Source organism: Mucilaginibacter sp. (assembly GCF_028287845.1).
Classification (GTDB): domain Bacteria; phylum Bacteroidota; class Bacteroidia; order Sphingobacteriales; family Sphingobacteriaceae; genus Mucilaginibacter.
In genome coordinates, this window is sequence record NZ_JAQBOW010000115.1 from 1 (window position 1) to 19,978 (window position 19,978).

21 protein-coding genes and 1 pseudogene are annotated in these 19,978 nt (G+C 38.5%); 13 read left to right on the plus strand and 9 right to left on the minus strand.

What is annotated here, in order from left to right; genetic code table 11:
• Positions 1-242 (plus strand): annotated as a pseudogene (locus tag JWP71_RS11710) (hypothetical protein); the annotation flags it as partial.
• A 184-nt stretch (positions 243-426) separates the two neighbouring features.
• Here JWP71_RS11710 and JWP71_RS11715 read toward each other — a convergent pair.
• From JWP71_RS11715 to JWP71_RS11730, 4 genes are all read right to left on the minus strand, one after another.
• The gene (locus JWP71_RS11715) at positions 427-1,179 is read right to left on the minus strand and encodes a SprB repeat-containing protein (RefSeq protein ID WP_299500053.1); all 753 of its coding nucleotides are present in this window, start codon (positions 1,177-1,179) and stop codon (positions 427-429) included.
• A 179-nt stretch (positions 1,180-1,358) separates the two neighbouring features.
• Entirely contained in the window at positions 1,359-2,420 is a 1,062-nt protein-coding gene (locus tag JWP71_RS11720; RefSeq protein WP_299500055.1) for a GNAT family N-acetyltransferase, read from the minus strand.
• Between the two features lie 213 nt (positions 2,421-2,633).
• Positions 2,634-3,080, minus strand: coding sequence for a lactate dehydrogenase (locus JWP71_RS11725; RefSeq protein WP_299500057.1), 447 nt, complete (start codon positions 3,078-3,080; stop codon positions 2,634-2,636).
• Between the two features lie 81 nt (positions 3,081-3,161).
• Positions 3,162-3,296 carry a hypothetical protein gene (locus tag JWP71_RS11730; protein WP_299500059.1) on the minus strand — a complete coding sequence of 45 codons (135 nt, stop codon included), beginning with the start codon at positions 3,294-3,296 and terminating at the stop codon, positions 3,162-3,164.
• Positions 3,297-3,395: 99 nt separating this feature from the next.
• Here JWP71_RS11730 and JWP71_RS11735 point away from each other — a divergent pair, with 99 nt between their 5' ends.
• The 11 genes from JWP71_RS11735 (at position 3,396) to JWP71_RS11785 (ending at position 12,984) form a co-directional block, all read left to right on the plus strand.
• On the plus strand, positions 3,396-3,920 hold the full coding sequence (locus JWP71_RS11735; protein WP_299500061.1) for a hypothetical protein: 525 nt from the start codon (positions 3,396-3,398) through the stop codon (positions 3,918-3,920).
• 167 nt (positions 3,921-4,087) lie between these two features.
• Positions 4,088-4,864, plus strand: coding sequence for a YceI family protein (locus tag JWP71_RS11740; protein ID WP_299500063.1), 777 nt, complete (start codon positions 4,088-4,090; stop codon positions 4,862-4,864).
• Between the two features lie 17 nt (positions 4,865-4,881).
• Complete coding sequence (locus JWP71_RS11745; protein ID WP_299500065.1) at positions 4,882-5,265, plus strand: hypothetical protein; 384 nt, start codon at positions 4,882-4,884, stop codon at positions 5,263-5,265.
• Between the two features lie 20 nt (positions 5,266-5,285).
• Positions 5,286-6,257 (plus strand): DUF5777 family beta-barrel protein, encoded by a 972-nt coding sequence (locus tag JWP71_RS11750; protein ID WP_299500067.1) that lies wholly within the window; start codon positions 5,286-5,288, stop codon positions 6,255-6,257.
• Between the two features lie 38 nt (positions 6,258-6,295).
• Positions 6,296-6,703: a c-type cytochrome gene (locus JWP71_RS11755; protein WP_299500069.1), complete on the plus strand. Its 408-nt coding sequence runs from the start codon at positions 6,296-6,298 to the stop codon at positions 6,701-6,703.
• Between the two features lie 191 nt (positions 6,704-6,894).
• Positions 6,895-7,152 carry a hypothetical protein gene (locus JWP71_RS11760; RefSeq protein WP_299500071.1) on the plus strand — a complete coding sequence of 86 codons (258 nt, stop codon included), beginning with the start codon at positions 6,895-6,897 and terminating at the stop codon, positions 7,150-7,152.
• A gap of 27 nt (positions 7,153-7,179) precedes the next feature.
• The gene (locus tag JWP71_RS11765) at positions 7,180-8,109 is read left to right on the plus strand and encodes a 4Fe-4S dicluster domain-containing protein (RefSeq protein WP_299500072.1); all 930 of its coding nucleotides are present in this window, start codon (positions 7,180-7,182) and stop codon (positions 8,107-8,109) included.
• Positions 8,110-8,125: 16 nt separating this feature from the next.
• Positions 8,126-9,508, plus strand: a complete 1,383-nt coding sequence (gene nrfD, locus JWP71_RS11770) for an NrfD/PsrC family molybdoenzyme membrane anchor subunit (protein WP_299500073.1) — start codon at positions 8,126-8,128, stop codon at positions 9,506-9,508.
• A complete protein-coding gene (locus JWP71_RS11775; protein ID WP_299500076.1) occupies positions 9,492-10,391 on the plus strand; it encodes a hypothetical protein in 900 nt (299 codons plus the stop codon). The genes nrfD and JWP71_RS11775 overlap by 17 nt, the downstream gene beginning before the upstream one ends.
• Before the next feature lie 306 nt (positions 10,392-10,697).
• Positions 10,698-11,999: a nucleotide sugar dehydrogenase gene (locus tag JWP71_RS11780; RefSeq protein WP_299500078.1), complete on the plus strand. Its 1,302-nt coding sequence runs from the start codon at positions 10,698-10,700 to the stop codon at positions 11,997-11,999.
• 10 nt (positions 12,000-12,009) lie between these two features.
• Positions 12,010-12,984 carry an SDR family oxidoreductase gene (locus JWP71_RS11785; protein WP_299500080.1) on the plus strand — a complete coding sequence of 325 codons (975 nt, stop codon included), beginning with the start codon at positions 12,010-12,012 and terminating at the stop codon, positions 12,982-12,984.
• Positions 12,985-13,217: 233 nt separating this feature from the next.
• Here JWP71_RS11785 and JWP71_RS11790 read toward each other — a convergent pair whose 3' ends face one another.
• The gene (locus JWP71_RS11790) at positions 13,218-14,522 is read right to left on the minus strand and encodes a BamA/TamA family outer membrane protein (RefSeq protein ID WP_299500082.1); all 1,305 of its coding nucleotides are present in this window, start codon (positions 14,520-14,522) and stop codon (positions 13,218-13,220) included.
• Positions 14,523-14,772: 250 nt separating this feature from the next.
• On the opposite strand from JWP71_RS11790, the gene JWP71_RS11795 reads away from it, so the two are divergent.
• Positions 14,773-15,864 (plus strand): PAS domain-containing sensor histidine kinase, encoded by a 1,092-nt coding sequence (locus tag JWP71_RS11795; protein WP_299500084.1) that lies wholly within the window; start codon positions 14,773-14,775, stop codon positions 15,862-15,864.
• A 40-nt stretch (positions 15,865-15,904) separates the two neighbouring features.
• On the opposite strand, the gene JWP71_RS11800 is transcribed toward JWP71_RS11795, so the two are convergent.
• From JWP71_RS11800 to JWP71_RS11815, 4 genes are all read right to left on the minus strand, one after another.
• Positions 15,905-17,020, minus strand: a complete 1,116-nt coding sequence (locus JWP71_RS11800) for a T9SS type A sorting domain-containing protein (protein WP_299500086.1) — start codon at positions 17,018-17,020, stop codon at positions 15,905-15,907.
• Positions 17,021-17,267: 247 nt separating this feature from the next.
• On the minus strand, positions 17,268-17,945 hold the full coding sequence (locus tag JWP71_RS11805) for a GNAT family N-acetyltransferase (RefSeq protein WP_299500088.1): 678 nt from the start codon (positions 17,943-17,945) through the stop codon (positions 17,268-17,270).
• Positions 17,946-18,018: 73 nt separating this feature from the next.
• The gene (locus JWP71_RS11810; RefSeq protein WP_299500090.1) at positions 18,019-18,198 is read right to left on the minus strand and encodes a hypothetical protein; all 180 of its coding nucleotides are present in this window, start codon (positions 18,196-18,198) and stop codon (positions 18,019-18,021) included.
• A 567-nt stretch (positions 18,199-18,765) separates the two neighbouring features.
• Complete coding sequence (locus JWP71_RS11815) at positions 18,766-19,914, minus strand: hypothetical protein (RefSeq protein WP_299500093.1); 1,149 nt, start codon at positions 19,912-19,914, stop codon at positions 18,766-18,768.
• Positions 19,915-19,978: the final 64 nt, after the last annotated feature.

Here is a 19,978-nt window from a genome sequence, read left to right on the forward strand (position 1 = left end):
TCTTTGAGACTAATTCGGTCAATAATAACACCATTCTAACATTAGCAACTGATTTTAAGCTAACAAGGATGTATGGCAATGGCGCACCCGACCTTACCCCTGCCTTCGGATCGCCGGCTTTATCGGGAGTTGATTTTACAGGGCCTGATTTTACAAATTCGTTTTTTAGCAAGGTCAGTTACCGCGGTGCATTGGGCAGTAGCAATTGGGCGGCACAAAGTAATTGGGCCGACTGGAGATAGATTAATAATGTATTAACTGATATATCTCAGCGAAGTGGACAGAACAGCAACCAACCTGGTGTTTCAAGTCCAAATGATCGTAGCGAGCGCGGAACAATAGCCAAAGCTGACAACCGGGTAGGAACACGTGGTCAGGTTTTACCTGGTAGCGATCTTATCCTGGATCTGCTCGGCGCTGATATACTCACTGCAAACGCAGAGTTGGCCTGTGTAAGATACTGACTATAAGTCTATTGATAGGATAAAATATTCCCCTACGGTCTATCAGAGGGAAAGGTTCAAAAAATTGAACTTTTCCCTTTTTATCGCTGCTGTAAACTATTGGTAAAATGATGTTATTGCTGTTGGCGCCTGGAGCAAAGTCAACATCCCCGTATGTTTTTGATGGCAATTGCACAACGGTTATTGTTTGGCTAACCTGCGCCACTGTAACTGTTACGGTTGAGACTATTCCATTAGCATCTGTTACTGTAATAGTATAAGTACCTACCGCAAAGCCTGTAAATGTAGGGCTACTTTGTGAACTGCCCGTGCCTATTTTATACTGGTATGGCCCGGTGCCGCCTGTGGCCAATACAGTTACCGACCCCAGTGATCCGCCGTTAGGAGCCCCATTAGTTTGTGAACTTACAGTTACTGCAAGAGGGGATGATGGCTGTCCGATCAATATACTAACTGTTGAAGTTACCGAATTAGCGTCCTGTACCGCTACTGTATAAGCACCTGCTGCAAGGCCGCTGAATGTTCCGCTGCTTTGCAGAGTTCCTGTTCTTATTTTATATTGATACGGACCGGTGCCGCCTGAGCCTGCTACCGTTACCGCGCCGGTTGATGCGCCGAAAATGGTATTGTTCGTTTGCGTGCTGATCGTTACCGCAAGTACTAATGACGGCTGGGTGATGATTACGCTTACGGTGGAAGTATTTGCATTGGGCATCGCTCACCGTAACCGTATAGGTGTTTGCTGCAAGGCTGTTGAATGTCCGCTGCTAGTTATGTCTTTAATCTCTAATACGTTAATTCGAAAACGTAACCAATAAAAAAACCGCCTCATAATTACTTATGAGACGGCCTCTTTTTTTTAAATTAAAATTAGCTGTTGGAAATCAGATCTCCTTAATTTTCTTTTCCTGCTGATGAAACGGTTACCCTCTGGTTATACTTGTATAAAGGGAAAAAATCCACATCTAAATTCTTATCAATACCTCTATCGTCAAGTAACTGCTGATAGATATCAGGGTTAACTATAAATCGCCAGCTTTTATAATCCATGGTTAAATCAGAAAGCCCTAATTTTCCAAAAAAAAGAGTGTCTTGTTTATAACCTAGGCCGCCACCCAGGTTATAATAACGCATTCCAAGCGATCTGCCTATCACTGTTATTTCATCAACCAGAAACTTAAAAGGACTAAGGTGGATGTATTCCGTACGTGTCCCCAATAAATGAGCCTCGATAATGCCGTTAGTTAGCATAACAATAGTGCTTGCCATTACTTTATCGCCATCATAAACTATAAATACCCTGGCATCATATTCATCGGTGTTGGTGATTTTTTTGAAATATTCTTCATTAAATAAATAATAGTCTGAAGCACCAATCCTCTCCATATTCTCTTTATAGACATCAAAAAAAAGAGCAATTGCATCGTCACCACTTTCCTCAATAAGCCGAAACCCCTTTTTCCAGGAACGCTTTATGGAATCATTGGTTGATCGCCGGTACTTTTTTCGCTGAGCTTCTATACTTACAGACAGATCTAATACAACACTGAGACCATTATCATATATCCCACCAAACCTTTCAAGCAGCAAGGGCTGTTTAAAAAAAAGATGCAGCCTCGAAAATACCGACACGCAGTTTTCAGCTTTAAGACAAGCAAGAAATGCAACTTTAAAATTTTCCATTAATGAATCTTCCAGCTGCTCCATTCTTTTATTTGAGATCGGTCCGGTATAGCCATATACACAAGTCAGGTCACAATATACCGTTCCCGGTATCTGCCGTTTAATAAGCGGAAAAGCTATGTGATTTTCATTCTCAATATATACTACCAAAATTGGGCTGCCTGATGTATCCAGCGAATGGTAATGCCAGGTATGGTAAAAATCATATTCAGCAGATTTTGTAACATAAAAATTCCACTCCGTTTTATCGTCGATGGTTAATAATTTAAGCATAACTTATATTTTAAATAAAGAATCAGACTTTAAGGCATAAACATCAGTATATTATTAGTGCTATCTATTGCTTCGCCATATCACTTACATGATACTGATTTGATTGTAGCGCTTTCCAAAGTTTTATTATACGTTGCCTATTTAGCTATACGTTGCCTGTGCAGTATCCGTTGCCTGTGTGTATACGTGGCCTGTGTTTATGTTTTTTTGAGCCTAATCATTATTATAGAGATCGCAATTTCTGGCACAAATACAAGCATCGCCTAAACACCTATTCTGTTGCCATAGGTCAAGACTTTTAATGGTTTGGTTGGCTGTCTCTTGCAAGTCGGCATTCGTTAAATCAGGCTGGCATGAATAAGAGGGAACATTAGCGATTTTAATATTATAGGAAGCTGCCGCTTCTTTATCAATATGATCAGTGCCAACAGAGCCTGCAATGATAAATTTTATACCCAGCTTCGCCAATTTTTCTATTACGGGTGCGGATACATCATCAGTAGTAAGAACAATAACTGCCTTTTTACCTTCCGAAAACACAACTGTATCAAGGCTTAATGAATTTGATATAAGTGTTATATCGTGTTTTTTTTGATTGGCTTTCGCCAAAAACTCTTTCTCAAAAGGTTTAATACTGTAGGCTACCGCTTTCATCCGCATGCATTTTAAAATATAAAATTATCTTTAAAATGCGGGGCGCAGAATGAGCAGTGTCAGTAAGAAAAATGACCTGCGTCAGTTTTACATTTTAGACAGGCGTGTTAAATCTAATATGGTAATAGTATTCCTTTTATCAATTAACCCCTCGTCTTTAAAATCATCAATAAGGTGTTGCAAAAGCTGATATTTATCAGTTTTTAGTTTGATGGCTGTCATTTATATATTAAGATTAAATGCGAAAGTTTGTAATATAAAAAAAACAGGTAAACGACTAAAAATGTACATTATGCTTTTGCATATTACTTAAAATTAATTATGGATAATAGTTTTTTGGTGTCCTTATCAAAATTAGAATTAATGGCTTTTTTTTCGGGTTACCCATTAGTTTATGCGGTTGCCCGTTCTTTTTCAGGAAACTTAAAAGAAAAATTGGGTAACAGCATAGCATCCCTTTTACCATTAGCCTATGCTCTAACGGGTGTTTTATTCGTGGGCTACCAATTAAAAAAGTTATTTCCTGATTATTTTATTGAAAACATTACGCTCACTATTCAACAACCTTACTTAGTACTATGGGGGCTTTTTGCCACCCTCTTTTTTATTCCTTTTTTTAATAAAAAGCCTGTTTTAAGTTTAATTCACAGCTTTGCGTTTTTTTACTTTTTGATAAGCGATCTATACCTGCAATTATTCCAGTCATCAGCAAACAATAATATTATAGTAAATGATATGAAGGTATACGTAAGCAGCCTTCTTTTAAATATGAGTACACTTATTATAGTAGTATTACTATCATTTCTTTTCACCTATTATAAAAAGCATAAAAAGTTGCTTTTGTAATACCACCTCCTTTAGTTAAATTATTAGTATACAGTTAGTTGATTTTGCATGGCCGAAATCCTAATATGTGATAAGTGTCACTGTATTGGTTGACTATGGTCATGAAAGTGTCAGGTTTAGACCGATACTTTTGGCCTTATAAAACATGCAACTAAAACAAACACATTATGAAACGATTTAATAACAAAATGTTGGCGCTCCTTTTGGTAGCAATCAGCGGCTATGGACTAATTGCCAGCTGTACTCATACCAATGATCCAATACCAGCCGCTGTTTCCACAGGGATAATAATTAATCATGGCGGTCATATTCACCTTCCTGGTGCAGTTGGCGATACAAGCAAATGGAAATTTGACAAAGCTCACAGTTCAGTAAATTGGTCGACTCCTTTTATGGGAGTGGGCGCTACCCTTACCGGAAAATTTAACCAGTTTGGCATAGCCGATGTAACTGCTGCTAATATGCTGAATTATGTTACAACTGCCCAACCCTTACCAGATACTTCCTGGGCATTTAATGAAAACGATCCGGCCAAAACACATTTTAACGGGTATGTACAGGTTAACCAGGTTAATACCGGCGAACCGGGCCGTGATGCAGGTTGCCTTATAGCTACCTTGGGCACTACTGCTATTGTGGCTGGCACACAAAATCTTTTGGTGACAAATATTGCTCAAATAAAAACCACCAAAGTAGAGTTTGATCCGCTTAGCAATAATTATCTGGTAACATTTAACTTTACCTGGAAAGGTACCCTTGGTGCACCAATCACAAAATCTATCGTAGGTAAGTTAACCTATATACCGGCCGCAGTTGCCGGTACACACCGCGAATTTGGCTTGAGTTTAGCCTTCCAGATCAATTGCAGAGATTATGGCATTACAAGTACCAATGTGGCAGATGTAATTACCATTCAGGTTAATACAAACTTCAACAACCAATAATTACAAAACCAATTGTCATGAAACGACCAATCCTATTTTTTAGCTTCTGTTTAATAATTGCGGCCACTGTAACCGGATGTTACAAAGACGTCAATTTGCCAATAGCAGCAGCCGATCCGAATGGACCACCGCAACAACTGAGTTTTAAAAACGATGTTGCGCCTATTTTAAACACCAATTGTGCTTTATCAGGCTGTCATGTTGCAGGCGCGCAAAAACCAGATCTGCGTGCAGCTGTATCCTACATAAGCCTTGTTAACGGCGGATACGTGAATACCCTTGTTCCTAATCAAAGTATATTATATGTTATGATAAATGGAAATATGCAGGAACATATTCCAAGTGCCGTAGACAGAAAGAAGGTTTATGACTGGATAAGAACCGGTGCTCTTAATAATTAAGCTACTTAAAAAATAACAACGTGAAACTTAAAATAAATTTATTGGCCACCGTGCTTACAGTAACTGCATGCACGGCCTGTTGTCTGCTTTTAATTCAGACAACCGCATACGCGCAGGATAGCACGGCTTTAGCAAAAGAAGTAATTACCCCTGCCAGAACAAAACCAGTCAAAAATACTTTTCAAAGTATTTGGATAATTGATAATCAAAGCGTAATGGTGCCAATAAAAGGCACATTCGAAATGGATATTATGCACAGGTTTGGAACAGTTGATAAAGGGTATGATGATTTTTGGGGTTTATTTGCCTCCTCCAATATACGTATCGGAGTTGGTTATGCGCCCATCAATAACCTTTACCTGGGCCTGGGTATTGATAAGTATGAGAAACTATGGGATGTAAGTGCCAAATACGCCATCATTAAACAAACAAAGGGTAAATTCCCGCTAAGCGTTACCTATTATGGTAATATGGCTGCTGATACAAGAAGCGATGGTGATCATAGTATTTTTAAAAATCAATCAGACCGTGTATCGTCTTTTAATCAACTAATATTTGCAAGGAAAATAAACGATAAGTTGTCTTTACAGGTAGCACCGAGCGTTTCGCATCAAAATTCTGTTAATGGATTTTATACAAAAAATGATAGCACCGGCAAAACACTGTTTGAAGAAATGAAGCACGATCATTTTGCGGTTTCTGTTGCAGGAAGATACAAATTGGGCGATGCGACTGCTGTATTGGTAAATTATGATCAGCCCATTACAAAACATGCCACTAATAACCCCAGCCCCAACCTATCGTTTGGGTTTGAGTTTAGCACAAGCGGCCACACATTCCAGTTATTTATGGGCAATTATGCCTATTTAAATCCTCAAAAGAATAATCTCTTTAATACAAATAGCCCTGTTAACTATACACAGGCAGATGGCACGAAAGTAAAAGGAGGTAAATTTCTTATCGGTTTTAATATAACCAGATTATGGAATTAATTTCAGCAACTAAAAATGTTTAATTAAATCATAAAATCATGAAACGAAAATTAATATTAACTATTACAGTAATGGCTGTAGGGTGCATGGGCCTTGCATTTACCTCTGTACAACAAACTAAACCCTGGCCCGTTCCGGATAAAGATGCAAAAGCAATAAATCCTGTAAAACCAAACGGAGAATCAATAGCTGCAGGCAAAGCCTTGTATGGCCAGCATTGCGCGTCATGTCATGGAAAAAAAGGGCTGGGTGATGGCAGCAAAGCGGCCCAATTAAAAACGCAGCCAGAGGATATGTCCCAATCGAAACTACAATCACAATCTGACGGCTCTCTTTTTTATAAGATAAGTGCAGGCCGCGACGATATGCCAAGCTTTAAAAAGAAAATACCTGATGCGGAAGATCTTTGGAGCGTGGTAAATTATTTGCGTACGTTAAAAAAATAATAGGTTATACCCTAACAATTAAAAGAGGCCTTGGATTAAATCCAAGGCCTCTTTTTTTATTTCATGGATTATTTTTGGACAGCCCGATACCTTATTGTTTATGACTTTAATCATTTATTTTTCTGTTCCGTATCATAGTTTAACTTCTCTTACTGATATAGCTTTACACACGATATAAATATTAAATGTTTATGAACATCCATGAAAAAATAACTCAAACTAATTCACCAACACGAAGAAAATTTGTTTGGGGAATTGGCACTTTATCTGCATTTGCGGCTATCACAGCAGCATTTAAACTGCCTTTTTTCAGCAAGAAAAAAGCAAAAAACAAGACCGTTAAAATGCTAACCGAAGATGGCAGGCTTGTAGAGATCAATGCATCATTAATAACTACCGGCAAGAAAAAAGTGACCAACAGGGAGCTGCAAAACTGGATCAAAAAATAAATACGCATCTAATAAAAAATAATTGCGATGAATCAAGAAAATAATTCGAGAAGAGATTTCCTTTTAACCGGAATAGCAGCCGCGACACTTGCAGTTGGGTGCAATTCAAAAAAAGATGCTTTTGAGGCGGGTGCTGAAGATGGGGCAGTGGCATCAGGTAAAAAAATAAAATTGCTATCTGTTGACGGGGAGGTAATTGAAGTAGATGAAGCTTTTCTGAAACCTGTTCCGCATTTGCCACCGGTTTCTAATACAGAAGCGCGCATTGGTATCCCCGGGAAAAAATTTGTAATGGTTATTGACCTTTCCCGGTGTAAAAACTTAAAACACTGCCAATCAGCCTGTAACCACGCACACGATTTAAACCCGGGCGAGAACTGGATAAAAGTTGATCCGATGCAAAGTGCAGATCATACCGCCCCGTATTGGGAGCCAACCACCTGTATGCATTGTGATGAACCACCCTGCGTGAAGGTTTGCCCGGTTGACGCGACATTTAAAAGAGAAGATGGCATCGTGTTAATTGATAGCGATCGTTGTATCGGCTGCCGTTTCTGCATGGCCGCCTGCCCATATTCTGCCCGTGTATTTAACTGGGGCGAACCGGATATACTGGCTGAAGTTGCCAATCAGCTTTATTCAGCCGAAACTAGTATCCCTCAAAAAAAGGGAACAGTTGGTAAATGTGATTTTTGTGCTGATATGACCCGTGAGGGTATGTTGCCGCATTGCGTATCGGCTTGCCCGAACGGTGTTTTTGCTTTTGGGGATATGAACGAGGATACCGTTACCAATGGCACCGAAACCTTTAGGTTTAGTGACCTGATAAGGGATAAAGCAGGTTATAGGTTGATGGAGGACCTGGGTACAAAACCAAGCGTTTACTATTTACCGCCGGTAAGCAGGAACTTCCCTTTTGAATCAGGACTTGAAAATGATAAGACACAAAATAGTTAACATTAAATAATTAACGGTGGAAAATCTAATAATAAACGAGAAAATAACAAAAGGCCAGCTACCGAAAAATTCTGTTTCTATAGCAAACCACAAAATAATTTCCATAGCAGACGAGAAAATAATAAGCGATCTGCTGCCTCAAAAATTTGGCAAAGCCGGCAAAATATGGGTGGGCGTTTTAACAGCCATTTGTTTGGTGGGCCTGTATGCCTATTATCGCCAGTTACGATACGGTTTAATAGTTACCTCCATGCGTGATTATGTTTCGTGGGGTATTTATATATCAAACTTTGTATTTTTTGTCGCCATAAGCCTTGTGGGTTCATTAATAACCGCGGTATTCAGGCTAGCCGGTGTAAAATGGGGATCGCCGCTTACCCGCATTGCCGAGATCATTGCCGTAGCCGCTATAATTTTTGCCTCCCTTATCATTATTGTTGATATGGGTAGCCCCGAACGGTTTTATTATTTATTTATTTATGGCCGTATACAATCGCCTATTATATGGGATGTAATTGTTATAACCACTTATTTTTTCATCAGTATACTGCTTTTATATTACCCCCTATTGCCTGATATCCAGATACTGCTTCGTTTCAAACAAAGCACCGGGAAACGGCTATACCGGTTTTATAGCTTTATCGGCTCATTCTGGAAAGGCACCCCCGAACAGTTTAGATTGAGCGAAAAAGCCATTAACATACTTTGCATAACCATTATTCCTGTTGCATTTACCATTCACACGGTTACTTCCTGGTTATTTGCTACAACTTATCGCCCCGGCTGGGATAGTACCAACTTTGGCGCATACTTTATATCAGGAGCCTTTTTAGTAGGTGCAGGCGCAGTGGTAGTTGCCATGTATATTTTCAGAAAAGCCCAACATTTGGAAAAATATATTACAGAAGATCATTTTGAAAAGATGGGCCGGGTGTTGGTGCTGCTGGCATTGCTCTATCTGTATTTTAATATGAACGAGTTTCTGACCCCATTTTTTAAAATGAAGGAATCAGAAGCGGAGTACCTCAATGGTCTTTTTTCGGGAAATTTTGCGCCATTATTTTGGTTCGCCATTTTAATCGGCATGATAGTACCCACGCTAATTCTGCTATTCAAAAAAGGCAGAAAACCATTGCCGGTATTTATAGCCGGGATAATGGTTGTTGTGGGAGCGTGGTTTAAACGTTATTTAATAGTAACCCCAACTTTGCTTCACCCCTTCCTGCCGATGCATGATGTACCCGAAAGCTATCGTCATTATTTCCCGAGCTGGGAAGAATGGGCCATAACCCTGGGTTCATTAGCGGGGGCCATGCTAATCATAACCATTTTGGCCAGGATATTTCCAATCATTCCTATTCAAGAAACTATAACCGAACAACATGAAACCACAAAATAAATCAATTGCCACGTTACTAACCATTATTTTTCTTTTATCGGGCTATAAGGGTTTTACGCAAACCGCGCAAAAAGCCGACCTGAGCATTGCTGTTAATTACTTTATTAGTAACAACAAAGTGCCACGCCTGATGGTAAAAGTGAAAACCAAAGTAAATGGCAGATTTCAAAATGTAGCGGGCATTAGCCTTAAATTGTTTTTAGATAAAGACACCGCCGGAAAATTTATAGGCAAAGTGGTAACTAATGATGATGGCGAAGCCACTGCCTATATTCCACCATCACTGAAAAGCCAGTGGGGAAACTCGCTCAAACACATTTTCGTAGCCACTTTTGACGGTAATAAAAAATATGAATCAGCAAATGGCGACGTTACCGTGGCTAAAGCAAAAATTTTAATTGATGCCGGAAGCGACAAAACAATTACCGCATCAGTATTTGAAATGAAGGATACTTCATGGGTTCCGGTAAAAGGGGTTGACGTGGTATTGGCTATAAGGCGTATGGGTGCTGATCTTGCTATAAATGACACCCCTGCTTTTACAACCGATTCTACCGGAAAAGCATCCGGCGACTTTAAAAGAGACGGTATTCCGGGCGATGCTAAAGGAAACATTATACTGGTTGCCAAAGTACTAGACAATGATCAATACGGGAATTTATCTGTAGAAAAAACCGTGCCCTGGGGAGCTAAATTTACCATGGTAAATTTATTCGGTAAAAGAACACTTTTTGCAACAAGAGATAAGGCCCCTCTCTGGTTGCAACTTATAGCATATTCTATTATGTTTATTGTTTGGGGTATTTTGGTTTACCTGGTATTTAACGTGTTCAAGATCAAAAAAATAGGGGAAGACATCACTGCCGGGATAAAAAAACAATAGGTTAATAATAATGCCCGATCCCCGATACGGGCTAAAAAAACTGCGAAATCCGCGAAACTTCACCGAAAGTTCGCGGATTGTTTATTTTACATACAAGATGCGTTGAACTAAATGTTAATAATAGCCGGATTCTTTCTCCACCTATTTATTAACATTTTTTTATTGCGATAATTTTCAATATAATTGATCCGGCTACCTACACCCTAAGTATAATATTATCTATTGTAAAATTCTTTTTTTTAGGAATTTTATTGTCAATTGCACTTCTTTTTACTTTGTGTATTTATCAAATAACATATAAAAAAATTGAACATAATAAATAACTATCAAATACAAGATATTGCTATCATTGGATTGGGTTATGTTGGCCTTCCTTTGGCTATTGAATTTGGCAAAAAATATAGAGTTACCGGATTCGATATAAATATTAATCGTATAGATGAATTGGCCAACGGCACTGATCATACTTTGGAAGCAGCGCCCGACGAATTAAAAAATGTGACACGGTCTGCTCACGACGATTTGGGAGTTTATTTTACGTTTGATAAAAGCAAACTGAATAATTGTAACCTATTTATTATAACCGTACCCACACCGGTAGACCAATATAACACTCCAGACCTGTCACTGTTGATTAAAGCGACAGAAACCGTTGCCATTGCATTGAAAAAAGGGGATATTGTGATATACGAGTCTACGGTATATCCGGGGTGTACAGAAGATAATTGCATTCCTGTTTTAGAAAAACATTCGGGCCTGGTATTTAATACTGATTTTTTTTGCGGTTATTCGCCCGAACGCATAAATCCTGGCGATAAAACCAGGACACTCACAAACATTAAAAAAGTTACATCGGGATCTACCCCACAGTCTGCTAAAATAATCAATGAATTATACCAGTCGATAATTCCGGCAGGTACGCATTTAGCCTCGTCTATTAAAGTTGCAGAATCTGCAAAGATTATTGAAAATGCACAGCGGGACATCAACATCGCGTTTGTGAATGAGCTATCGAAAATATTTAACTTATTAGGGATAGATACAAATGAAGTTTTAGAAGCCGCTTCCACCAAATGGAACTTTTTGCCTTTTAAACCAGGATTGGTAGGCGGTCATTGTATTGGTGTTGACCCTTATTATCTAGCCCAAAAAGCAACTTCAGCAGGCTATCATCCCGAAATTATATTATCCGGCAGGCGAATTAATGACAGCATGGGCCCGTATATAGCAGATGCGGTAATTAAATTAATGGTTAAGAAACAGATCAACGTTTGGCAATCATCCATTTTAATAATGGGTTTTACTTTTAAAGAAAATTGCCCGGATATACGCAATACCAAGGTGGTTGATATTGTTAAAGAATTTCAAAGCTATAATGCTGATATTGAAGTTTATGACCCATGGGCAAATTGCGAACAAGTTCATCTTGAATATAATCTGGATTGCAATAACACTTTACCGCGTGATAAAACTTATGATGCCATTATATTGGCCGTAAGTCACGATGAGTTTTTAAAAATTGATATTAAAGCAATGTTAAAGGAACCCGGTATTTTGTTTGATGTAAAAGGTATTTTGGATCCGTCAATGATTGATGGCAGATTATAAATATATTCCGATGTACGAAAAAAAATATCACGACTTAGATCTAAGTAAGAACAGTTTCCTTATTACCGGTGGGGCAGGATTTATAGGCTCGAACCTGGTGGAATATTTATTGAAATACGGCGCTAAAAAGGTTAGGGTGCTTGATGATTTTTCCACTGGTTTTCATGAAAATATCAATGAGTTTAAATCCAATCCGGCTTTTGAATTAATAGAAGGAAACATTTGTGATTTTGAAACTTGCAAAAGGGCTGTTAAGGGCATAGACTACGTGAGTCATCAGGCAGCACTCGGTTCTGTACCGCGGTCTATTAACGATCCAATCACCACTAATGCAATAAATATTGGCGGTTTTTTAAACATGCTTTGTGCGGTAAAAGATGAACCTAATGTGAAGCGCTTTGTTTATGCAGCATCATCGTCAACTTATGGCGACAGTAAAGAACTACCAAAGGTTGAAGACCGGATAGGAAAGCCTTTATCGCCGTATGCAGTAACAAAATACATTAATGAATTATACGCTGATGTTTTTGCCAAAACGTATGGAATGGAAACTATAGGGTTAAGATATTTTAATGTTTTTGGCCCGCGTCAAAGCCCTAAAGGCGCATATGCGGCTGTGATACCGTTATTTATAGATGCAGTAAAAAATAACCTTTCACCAACTATACATGGAGACGGTGAGCAAACCAGGGATTTTACATTTGTTGAAAACGCAGTTCAGGCAAATGTAAAAGCCTTTTTTATCGAAAATAATGAAGCTGCTAACCATGTTTACAATATAGCTTGTGGAGAAAAAACCTCGCTTAACCAGCTTTTAGAAAAGATAAATTATTTTGCGAAAAAAAATGTAACCGGCACGCATACGCAAAGCCGTACAGGTGATATTAAAAATAGCTGGGCAGATATTTCAAAGGCTAAAAGACTTTTAAATTATTACCCACAATTCAAATTAGATGATGGAATACAAATTACGCTAAACCAATGACATTATGTTGAATCGACCTCCAGTTTGGCAGTAAGCAAATGCAGCAATAAACCTATATCCGTTAAATGTTATTACCGTACTGTCCCACGCACACGTGGATACACCTGGGACGCTTGGGACACCTGGGACACCACAAATCACAATCATATGATAATCAACCTATTAAATAATTGACAAATAAACTGACTATTAAATTAACGGTCAACAGTTGGGCGACTTAAGATTTATTTGGCTTAAAAAGATTCATTTAAATTCAGGAAAAATCCTTTGTTGCCATATTTGCCAAAAGCGTAATCTAATGCCAGGTTGGTACGGGTAGCTTTGTTAAACAACACACGTAAACCGGCACCGTAGCCGGGTTGAAATACCTGGAACAGTTTGGTGCCCTGTTCATCGTTAGCTGTTTGCAGGTTTGCAAAGGTAACACCGCTTAGAAACTTGTTTTTTAATATAGGGAAGCGAAATTCGGCCTCTGTATCATTAAATTGGGTACCCTTAAAATATTGCGACGTATAGCCCCTGCCGCTCCTGAAAGACCCGTCGCGCGCGGTGCCCGGTAATTCAAGGTAAGGTATTGAACCGTTGATCAGGTAGGAACCCCAGTTCCAAAGCGCTAACACAGTTTCGGGGTTGATGGTTGATAAGCTAAAATATTTTCTAAAGTCGGTAGTAAATTGTACGGAATTTTTTGTGCTGCCTATCCACGTTTGATTAGCCCTGATGCCGGCATCAAAGTAAATGCCTTTATAAGCGCGGTTTGGGTTATCGCGTGTAATGTACTCTACATTAAAAAGAAATCCATTTGCCGAGTAATGATCCTGCGGAAAACCATGCTGGTTATTGTAAACACTGGATGGCGTTGCATTATTAGTGGTATCCTTGTTTTGAATGCTCCGCCTTACCTCGAATGACAATCCGGCTCCCACAAAAAGATTTTTCTCCACCTCCTTGTAAATCTTTTCCCTGAAATTATAATATAGCGAATGGATGGAATAAACTTTGTGCGCCGCATCTGCCAGTACCTTATCTGTAGCGCTTCCTCCATTAACCTCGCGGCCTATACCTAAACCATAATCAGGCGTTACCGTTTTTGCAACTACCAGGTTACCCTGAATGTTCCAACTGTTACCGGGCGTAAATATATTATGATTGACATAAAAATAAAGAATGCCTTTACTTGTAATAGAGGCCGAGGTTGCCGCGACTGATAGCAATGTATTAGGGTCATTACCTAATTTTTTACCCGCTACAGCTTTAATGCCTAATTGAGCGCCAATGGTGGGGTTAGCAGCAATATTAGGTACAATAGTAATACCTGACCTTTTATGCAATGTATCCGCCTTTTTTTTAGGATAGAGAATATTCCGGGCTAAATCACTAAAATCATATTGCCTGTTTAGGTTATCTGATAGCTTTTGCCGTTTTAAACCTTTAGTACGTAAAGAATCCTCTTTTAGGGAATCAGCCGGAACAATTACCTGGCTGTAAACAACTCCGCGAGTGTTGATAAACAATAATAACAATAATAATAATCTCAAAAAAGAACGCCTTTTATTGACTAAGCTAAACCGTGCTGTTAAAGTATAAAAATTCAAATTACAATAGTTAAATTAGTTGAGTGGTTTAAGTATCTTTTTAACTCATATATCCGTTAAATGTTCTATACAGCCCATAATTTAAGACCAAGGTACACTTAATAATAAAAAACATTTCATATAACGTGTCAGTTGTAATAAGATTGTTTAATATTAACAGTTGGGGTTGGCATACAGAACTCAATTAAGAAAAATGATAACTGATCAAGATTCATCTAATCCATTTTTAAATAACATATTTGATCTGGAGCTTTTTTTTCAATTGTCGCCAGATATGATATGTATAGCCGGTTATGATGGGTATTTTAAAAAAATAAATCCAGCGGTTCAAAAAACACTGGGATATACCTATGATGAACTATTTTCTAAACCAATAAATGAATTTGTGTATGACGAAGATAAAGCGATCACATCATATAGCCGCGAAAATCTTAAAAAGTCAATACCATTATTAAATTTTGAAAATAGATATGTAACAAAATCCGGCGAAATTGTATGGCTTGCTTGGACATCAATGCCTATTGAGAGCCAAAGGCTGGTATTTGCGATAGCCAAGAATATTACGCATAAAAAGAAACTTGAGGAAGGCCGGAATTTACTGCTTACCAATTTTTTAAAAATAAATAATGAGTTAAAGCAACTAGCTTATACAACAGCACATGATTTTCGATCGCCTGTAAATAATTTACTTTCCATTTTTAGCCTGATTGATGTTTCTAAAATACCCGATAGTGAAGTAATAGAATATTTAGATATTTTAAAATCATCTGCCGGCAGCCTTCATGATCGCTTAAATAATTATTTAGATATCCTGATCCAAAAAAACAATATCCAGCTTGAACAGGTAAGTTTAAGCGAATGTTTTAACACGGTGCTTAAATCTTTACGGTCTTTAATAATAGATTCGGGCACTGAAATACAGGCCGACTTTTCTGACCTTGATCTGGTAAAATTTAATAAAGCATATTTAGAAAGCATTTTTCTAAACCTGATAACCAATTCCATTAAATATGCTAAGCCAAATACATTCCCCGTAATTTCGGTTTATAGTAAACGTTTAAACGGGGCAAACCTGTTAATTTTACAGGATGAAGGGCTTGGATTTGATATGGAAAAAGTAAAGGAGAAGATTTTTGGGTTTAACCAAAAATTTAATGGCAATATAGATAGTAAAGGAATTGGTCTTTACTTAGTCTATAATCATATAACAAGTTTAGGGGGGCAAATTGATATAGAAAGCCGCCTTAATGAGGGGGCAAAATTTACAATCTCATTCAAAGAATAGTTAAACCTGTTACTGAGAGCAATAACAGGCACCTATTCGATTAATTTTTTGCGAACTTACTATAGCCTATCAAACTTTTATCCTTACTGTTTATCACCTTTACCAGATACACTCCGGTTTGCAAATCACTAATCTCGCCTTGCCAGTTAGGCTGTGTAGTTGTTACCTGCTTTACCGGGAAGCCACTAATGTTTGTGATAGTAATATTATAAGTTGTTGTTTGCGGCTGTTTTTCGGCTATAGCTACGTTGATAATATTGCTTACCGGGTTTGGATAAACGCTAAGGCTAACCGCGCTATCGCCGCCTGCCAAAGCGTTGTCCATATTAGAAAAGAATACTTGCGCGTTGGTAGAAAAAGTAATTGCATTATTAATATCCTCTTGCTTTAACCGGTAAAGATTTTGGCCCGTAACGGGGCTTTTATCTGTAAAGCTGTATGTTCCATGCCCATCGCTATTTAGCGCATCTATTATAGTATATGTTTTGCCGTTATCTGTACTGCGCTCAACAGTATATTTAGTGTAATCCTGTTCGTTTTCGACCCCCCAAAGTATTTGAACCTGTTTAACATTAGCTACTTTGTTAGCCATAAATGATAATAGATGACAGGCATAAGCCCGGTTTTGACGAATAACAAGTGTAAACCGTTTAGAGCCAAATGTATTGCTGTCAATTTTTGAAACAATAAAACTATAAGTAGCGTTATGGCGCATATCTAACGAGTCTTTTGTGTAAGCATCCATAAGCCATATATCAAAAAGTTGGGGTATGCCAACCAATTCGGTCATATTTAATTGATACCGGCCATTTGTTTTTGTATTTACATTTAACCCAATGGTTGCGCTTGTTGCAGGTAGCGGCTGTATGTTGAAGCTTAAAGGAACCAAGTCGCTCGAATAACTGGAAATGTTTACCTGGCCAGTCCCGGAAAAATAGATCGCGTCATTTTTAGGATCGTATTTGGTACTGGCTCCGGCTTTAAAAAGAACAACTATCTCATCCTTATTAATAACGTCTTTTGCCAACTGCAGCCGAAGGTACTGAAGGGGTTCATCTGTAATAAATTTTGTAGTTACTAACGTTTTGGCGGCGTGTGCATCTTTAATAAATAATATTAAAGTTAATATAAAACTAAGTAGCAATAATCTTTTCATAACAACTGCTTTAAATTAAGCTCTTGTTGTTATACTCCAATCGTTTGTAAATGGTTGTATAAATCGAAATAATAATTTATTGTATTATATTTTAGGAACAATCTGAGATAATACCCGGTAATAAACTCACAGGATACCAGATTTTTTAATTTAATTATTGGATGGTAAATAGCATTATTAATGGTTGGCTATATAGCAACAATGGTGGCGCACTGTTTACCTATGTTGCGCAACACAACACTCTGGGTTACTTATGCATAATAGTAAAGTAAATCTCTTTCCGGATAGAAAAACCTGTGCTTTCATAAACTTTGATGGCCCGCTCATTATCATAACGCACATGTAACATAGGGAGCTCGCCCGCAGCTTTTATGCGGTTTATATGATGTAGCAACAGTTGTTTTGCATAACCTTTGCCCGTATAATCAGGGTGTGTGCAAACCGCGCTGATCTCTGCAAATGGCAATGGATGCATGCGTTGCCCGGCCATGGCCACTAATTTTTCGCCGTCAAAAACACCTTTGTAATGGCCAAAATCTATTGTTCGTGGCGCAAACGGACCGGGGTTAGTTAATTTGGTAAGAGCCAGCATTTGGGGTACATGTTGGTTTGTTAAGGGGATTAATTCCGCTTCGTTATGTTCCTGCGGTACTTCCCCTTCAAATATCATTTGTAAGCATTTTATCGTATTTGCCACCTTCCACTGTTTTGGTATTTCTGTCTCTGCCGGTGAAATGAAACCTACAGGGCCAGTATGCGAGATCAGGTCATACAATAATTGGAAACTGTAAGTGGTGTTTTCTTTAAACCCAACAAACGGCGATACGTCTTTATCAAAATATTTTACCAGCTCATTGCCGTTAGCCAATTGCTTGTTGCCTGATATTAAAGCGTTAAATGCCGGGTTATCTAATATGTGTTCCATTATCGGCAAACCTATTAAAAAAGAGTTTCAATCTATGTAAGGAGAAAGGTTTACACAAACTTTTACTGTTTAATTACATCCGGTCCATATCACGGCCCTTACTGTATTTACGCTCATAAACCTCGCGTAAGGCTAATCCAATTACTACGCCAAAGGCTACGCCTAAACCCAGGCGATGCAAAGCTACCCCAACTGCAATACCTATAACTAATCCTATTGCAAATGAAGCATCTTTTTTCTTTTTGAAGTTCATGGGGTAAATGTAGCTATTTCGGCAACTTCTTTCAGATAGTTACTTAACAGCAGTTAAGATAAATTGCAATAGTTTTTGCGTGGATGCTTCAATATTATCTTCGCTTGTTTTTATAATGAGGTCTGGGTGAGTAGGTGTTTGCTTACGGACCTGCTAACTGTAAAAAGACTTTTATACAGATACATTAGCAGATCTTGTTTCACGTGTGGTGAAACAAAATGTAACAAGTGAAACAAGATTTTGGCTTAAAATGTTATTTATGAGCAAATTACGAAAAAGTGATGTAACAAAATGTAACAACTTATTCGTCAGTATTTTCAAGTATGATTTTGTGGTTTTTTGTTGATAATCAACTAATTAGAAATTGACACTTTTTAAAGTGGTGTAACAAGTTATTGAAACAAGATGAAACAAAGTCACTGGTATTCGGACAGTTATCGGGATATGCTATAAAATATAAACCATGTCATTTCGAGCGATAGCGAGAAATCTTATCTACCCTGCAGTGTCCGCATGTATGGGATATAAGATTTCTCTCTTCGTTTGGAAATGACAGAAAAGCGGTGCCTACCTCATCACTCTGCCCAATCCAAATTGGTCGCCGGCTTTAACCGGTTTGCCATCTTTAAAATCTATCTCCAACAGCTTTTCGCTTTCTACGGTATTGTAGTTTTCGTCTTTAAGTAGGGTAACTATTTTACGGGTTTTTACATCTATTACTTCGCCGCTTGATGGATAGGCGTATTTACCATCTAAAGTAAAAGTTATCCAGCCCGGCATGTCCTGTAATGGGATAGTACTTAACTGCTGATAAGGTTCCACCGCGCTAAAAATATGCATGCGCATGTTAGCTCCATCACACACCCAAAGTTCCTTTTCGTCGGGTGTTAAGCCAATACCGTGGCTTGGGCAGCCATGTCGTCTAACAGATCCTTTGTCCCAGCCTTCAACTACTATATGTGCTATTTTTTTGCCGGTTGTTAAATCGCCAACCTCGAAGCCCAACAGGTCATTACAGTTAACAAAAATGCGTGTACCCTTGCCATTAACGGTGAACGGGCGTATAAAATTAGCAAATGGGCCAACCTCGCCAACAACAGTGTTTGTTTTTGGGTCGGCAATTTTTACCATCGTATTTTTAAGATCAGCCAGATAAACACGGTCGCCCGCTAAGCCATATATCGTATTATGCGATCCGTTAAACCCATCAATACGTTTAATAACGTTGCCTGTTTCGCAATCAATTACACTCCAATAATGGTTTTCAAGCGACGGCAGATACATGGTTTTGCCATCCGGCGATACCGATAAACGATCACAGCCAAACTCAATAGGTTTCTCCCATACCAGTTTACCTGTTACAATGTCTATTCGCTGCAGGCTCTCCAGCGTGGTAACATATACGCTATGCAACGGGATGCTTACCCCAATACCTTTAATATTTGACGGCAGTCCGTTTTTAGGATGCAAACCTTTAAACGGTATGCGTTTTATAAGCTTGTGCCCGTGGTCTATATCAAATATCAGCAAGCCATGCCCGCCGTAGCCTAAATAGTCGCGCACGCCCGGTACCGCTACAAATAAATAGCGTCCGTTCATTAAAGGCGCAGCGTCCCTGGTTGTTGAGCTTGTCTTAGCTAATGGTTTCCATGCTGCAGCAAAAAGGATGATTGCCCCTGACAGGAGCGCGATAAACACGCGAATCTTGATTTTCATAACTTGCTTTATTTAAGGTTAATATTGGTGAGGTTAAGGTAAGTAGTGATTTTGAAAACTGCAA

Excerpts from the sequence above, each read along its gene's own strand:
- JWP71_RS11735 (WP_299500061.1), top strand. The coding sequence starts at position 3,396 with ATGGATAATAGTTTTTTGGTGTCCTTATCAAAATTAGAATTAATGGCT.
- JWP71_RS11775 (WP_299500076.1), top strand. The coding sequence starts at position 9,492 with ATGAAACCACAAAATAAATCAATTGCCACGTTACTAACCATTATTTTT.
- JWP71_RS11765 (WP_299500072.1), top strand. The coding sequence starts at position 7,180 with ATGAATCAAGAAAATAATTCGAGAAGAGATTTCCTTTTAACCGGAATA.
- JWP71_RS11715 (WP_299500053.1), bottom strand. The coding sequence starts at position 1,179 with ATGCCCAATGCAAATACTTCCACCGTAAGCGTAATCATCACCCAGCCG.
- JWP71_RS11720 (WP_299500055.1), bottom strand. The coding sequence starts at position 2,420 with ATGCTTAAATTATTAACCATCGACGATAAAACGGAGTGGAATTTTTAT.
- JWP71_RS11800 (WP_299500086.1), bottom strand. The coding sequence starts at position 17,020 with ATGAAAAGATTATTGCTACTTAGTTTTATATTAACTTTAATATTATTT.
- JWP71_RS11815 (WP_299500093.1), bottom strand. The coding sequence starts at position 19,914 with ATGAAAATCAAGATTCGCGTGTTTATCGCGCTCCTGTCAGGGGCAATC.
- JWP71_RS11745 (WP_299500065.1), top strand. The coding sequence starts at position 4,882 with ATGAAACGACCAATCCTATTTTTTAGCTTCTGTTTAATAATTGCGGCC.
- JWP71_RS11730 (WP_299500059.1), bottom strand. The coding sequence starts at position 3,296 with ATGACAGCCATCAAACTAAAAACTGATAAATATCAGCTTTTGCAACAC.
- JWP71_RS11755 (WP_299500069.1), top strand. The coding sequence starts at position 6,296 with ATGAAACGAAAATTAATATTAACTATTACAGTAATGGCTGTAGGGTGC.
- JWP71_RS11785 (WP_299500080.1), top strand. The coding sequence starts at position 12,010 with ATGTACGAAAAAAAATATCACGACTTAGATCTAAGTAAGAACAGTTTC.
- JWP71_RS11805 (WP_299500088.1), bottom strand. The coding sequence starts at position 17,945 with ATGGAACACATATTAGATAACCCGGCATTTAACGCTTTAATATCAGGC.
- JWP71_RS11795 (WP_299500084.1), top strand. The coding sequence starts at position 14,773 with ATGATAACTGATCAAGATTCATCTAATCCATTTTTAAATAACATATTT.
- JWP71_RS11810 (WP_299500090.1), bottom strand. The coding sequence starts at position 18,198 with ATGAACTTCAAAAAGAAAAAAGATGCTTCATTTGCAATAGGATTAGTT.
- JWP71_RS11725 (WP_299500057.1), bottom strand. The coding sequence starts at position 3,080 with ATGCGGATGAAAGCGGTAGCCTACAGTATTAAACCTTTTGAGAAAGAG.
- JWP71_RS11740 (WP_299500063.1), top strand. The coding sequence starts at position 4,088 with ATGAAACGATTTAATAACAAAATGTTGGCGCTCCTTTTGGTAGCAATC.
- JWP71_RS11760 (WP_299500071.1), top strand. The coding sequence starts at position 6,895 with ATGAACATCCATGAAAAAATAACTCAAACTAATTCACCAACACGAAGA.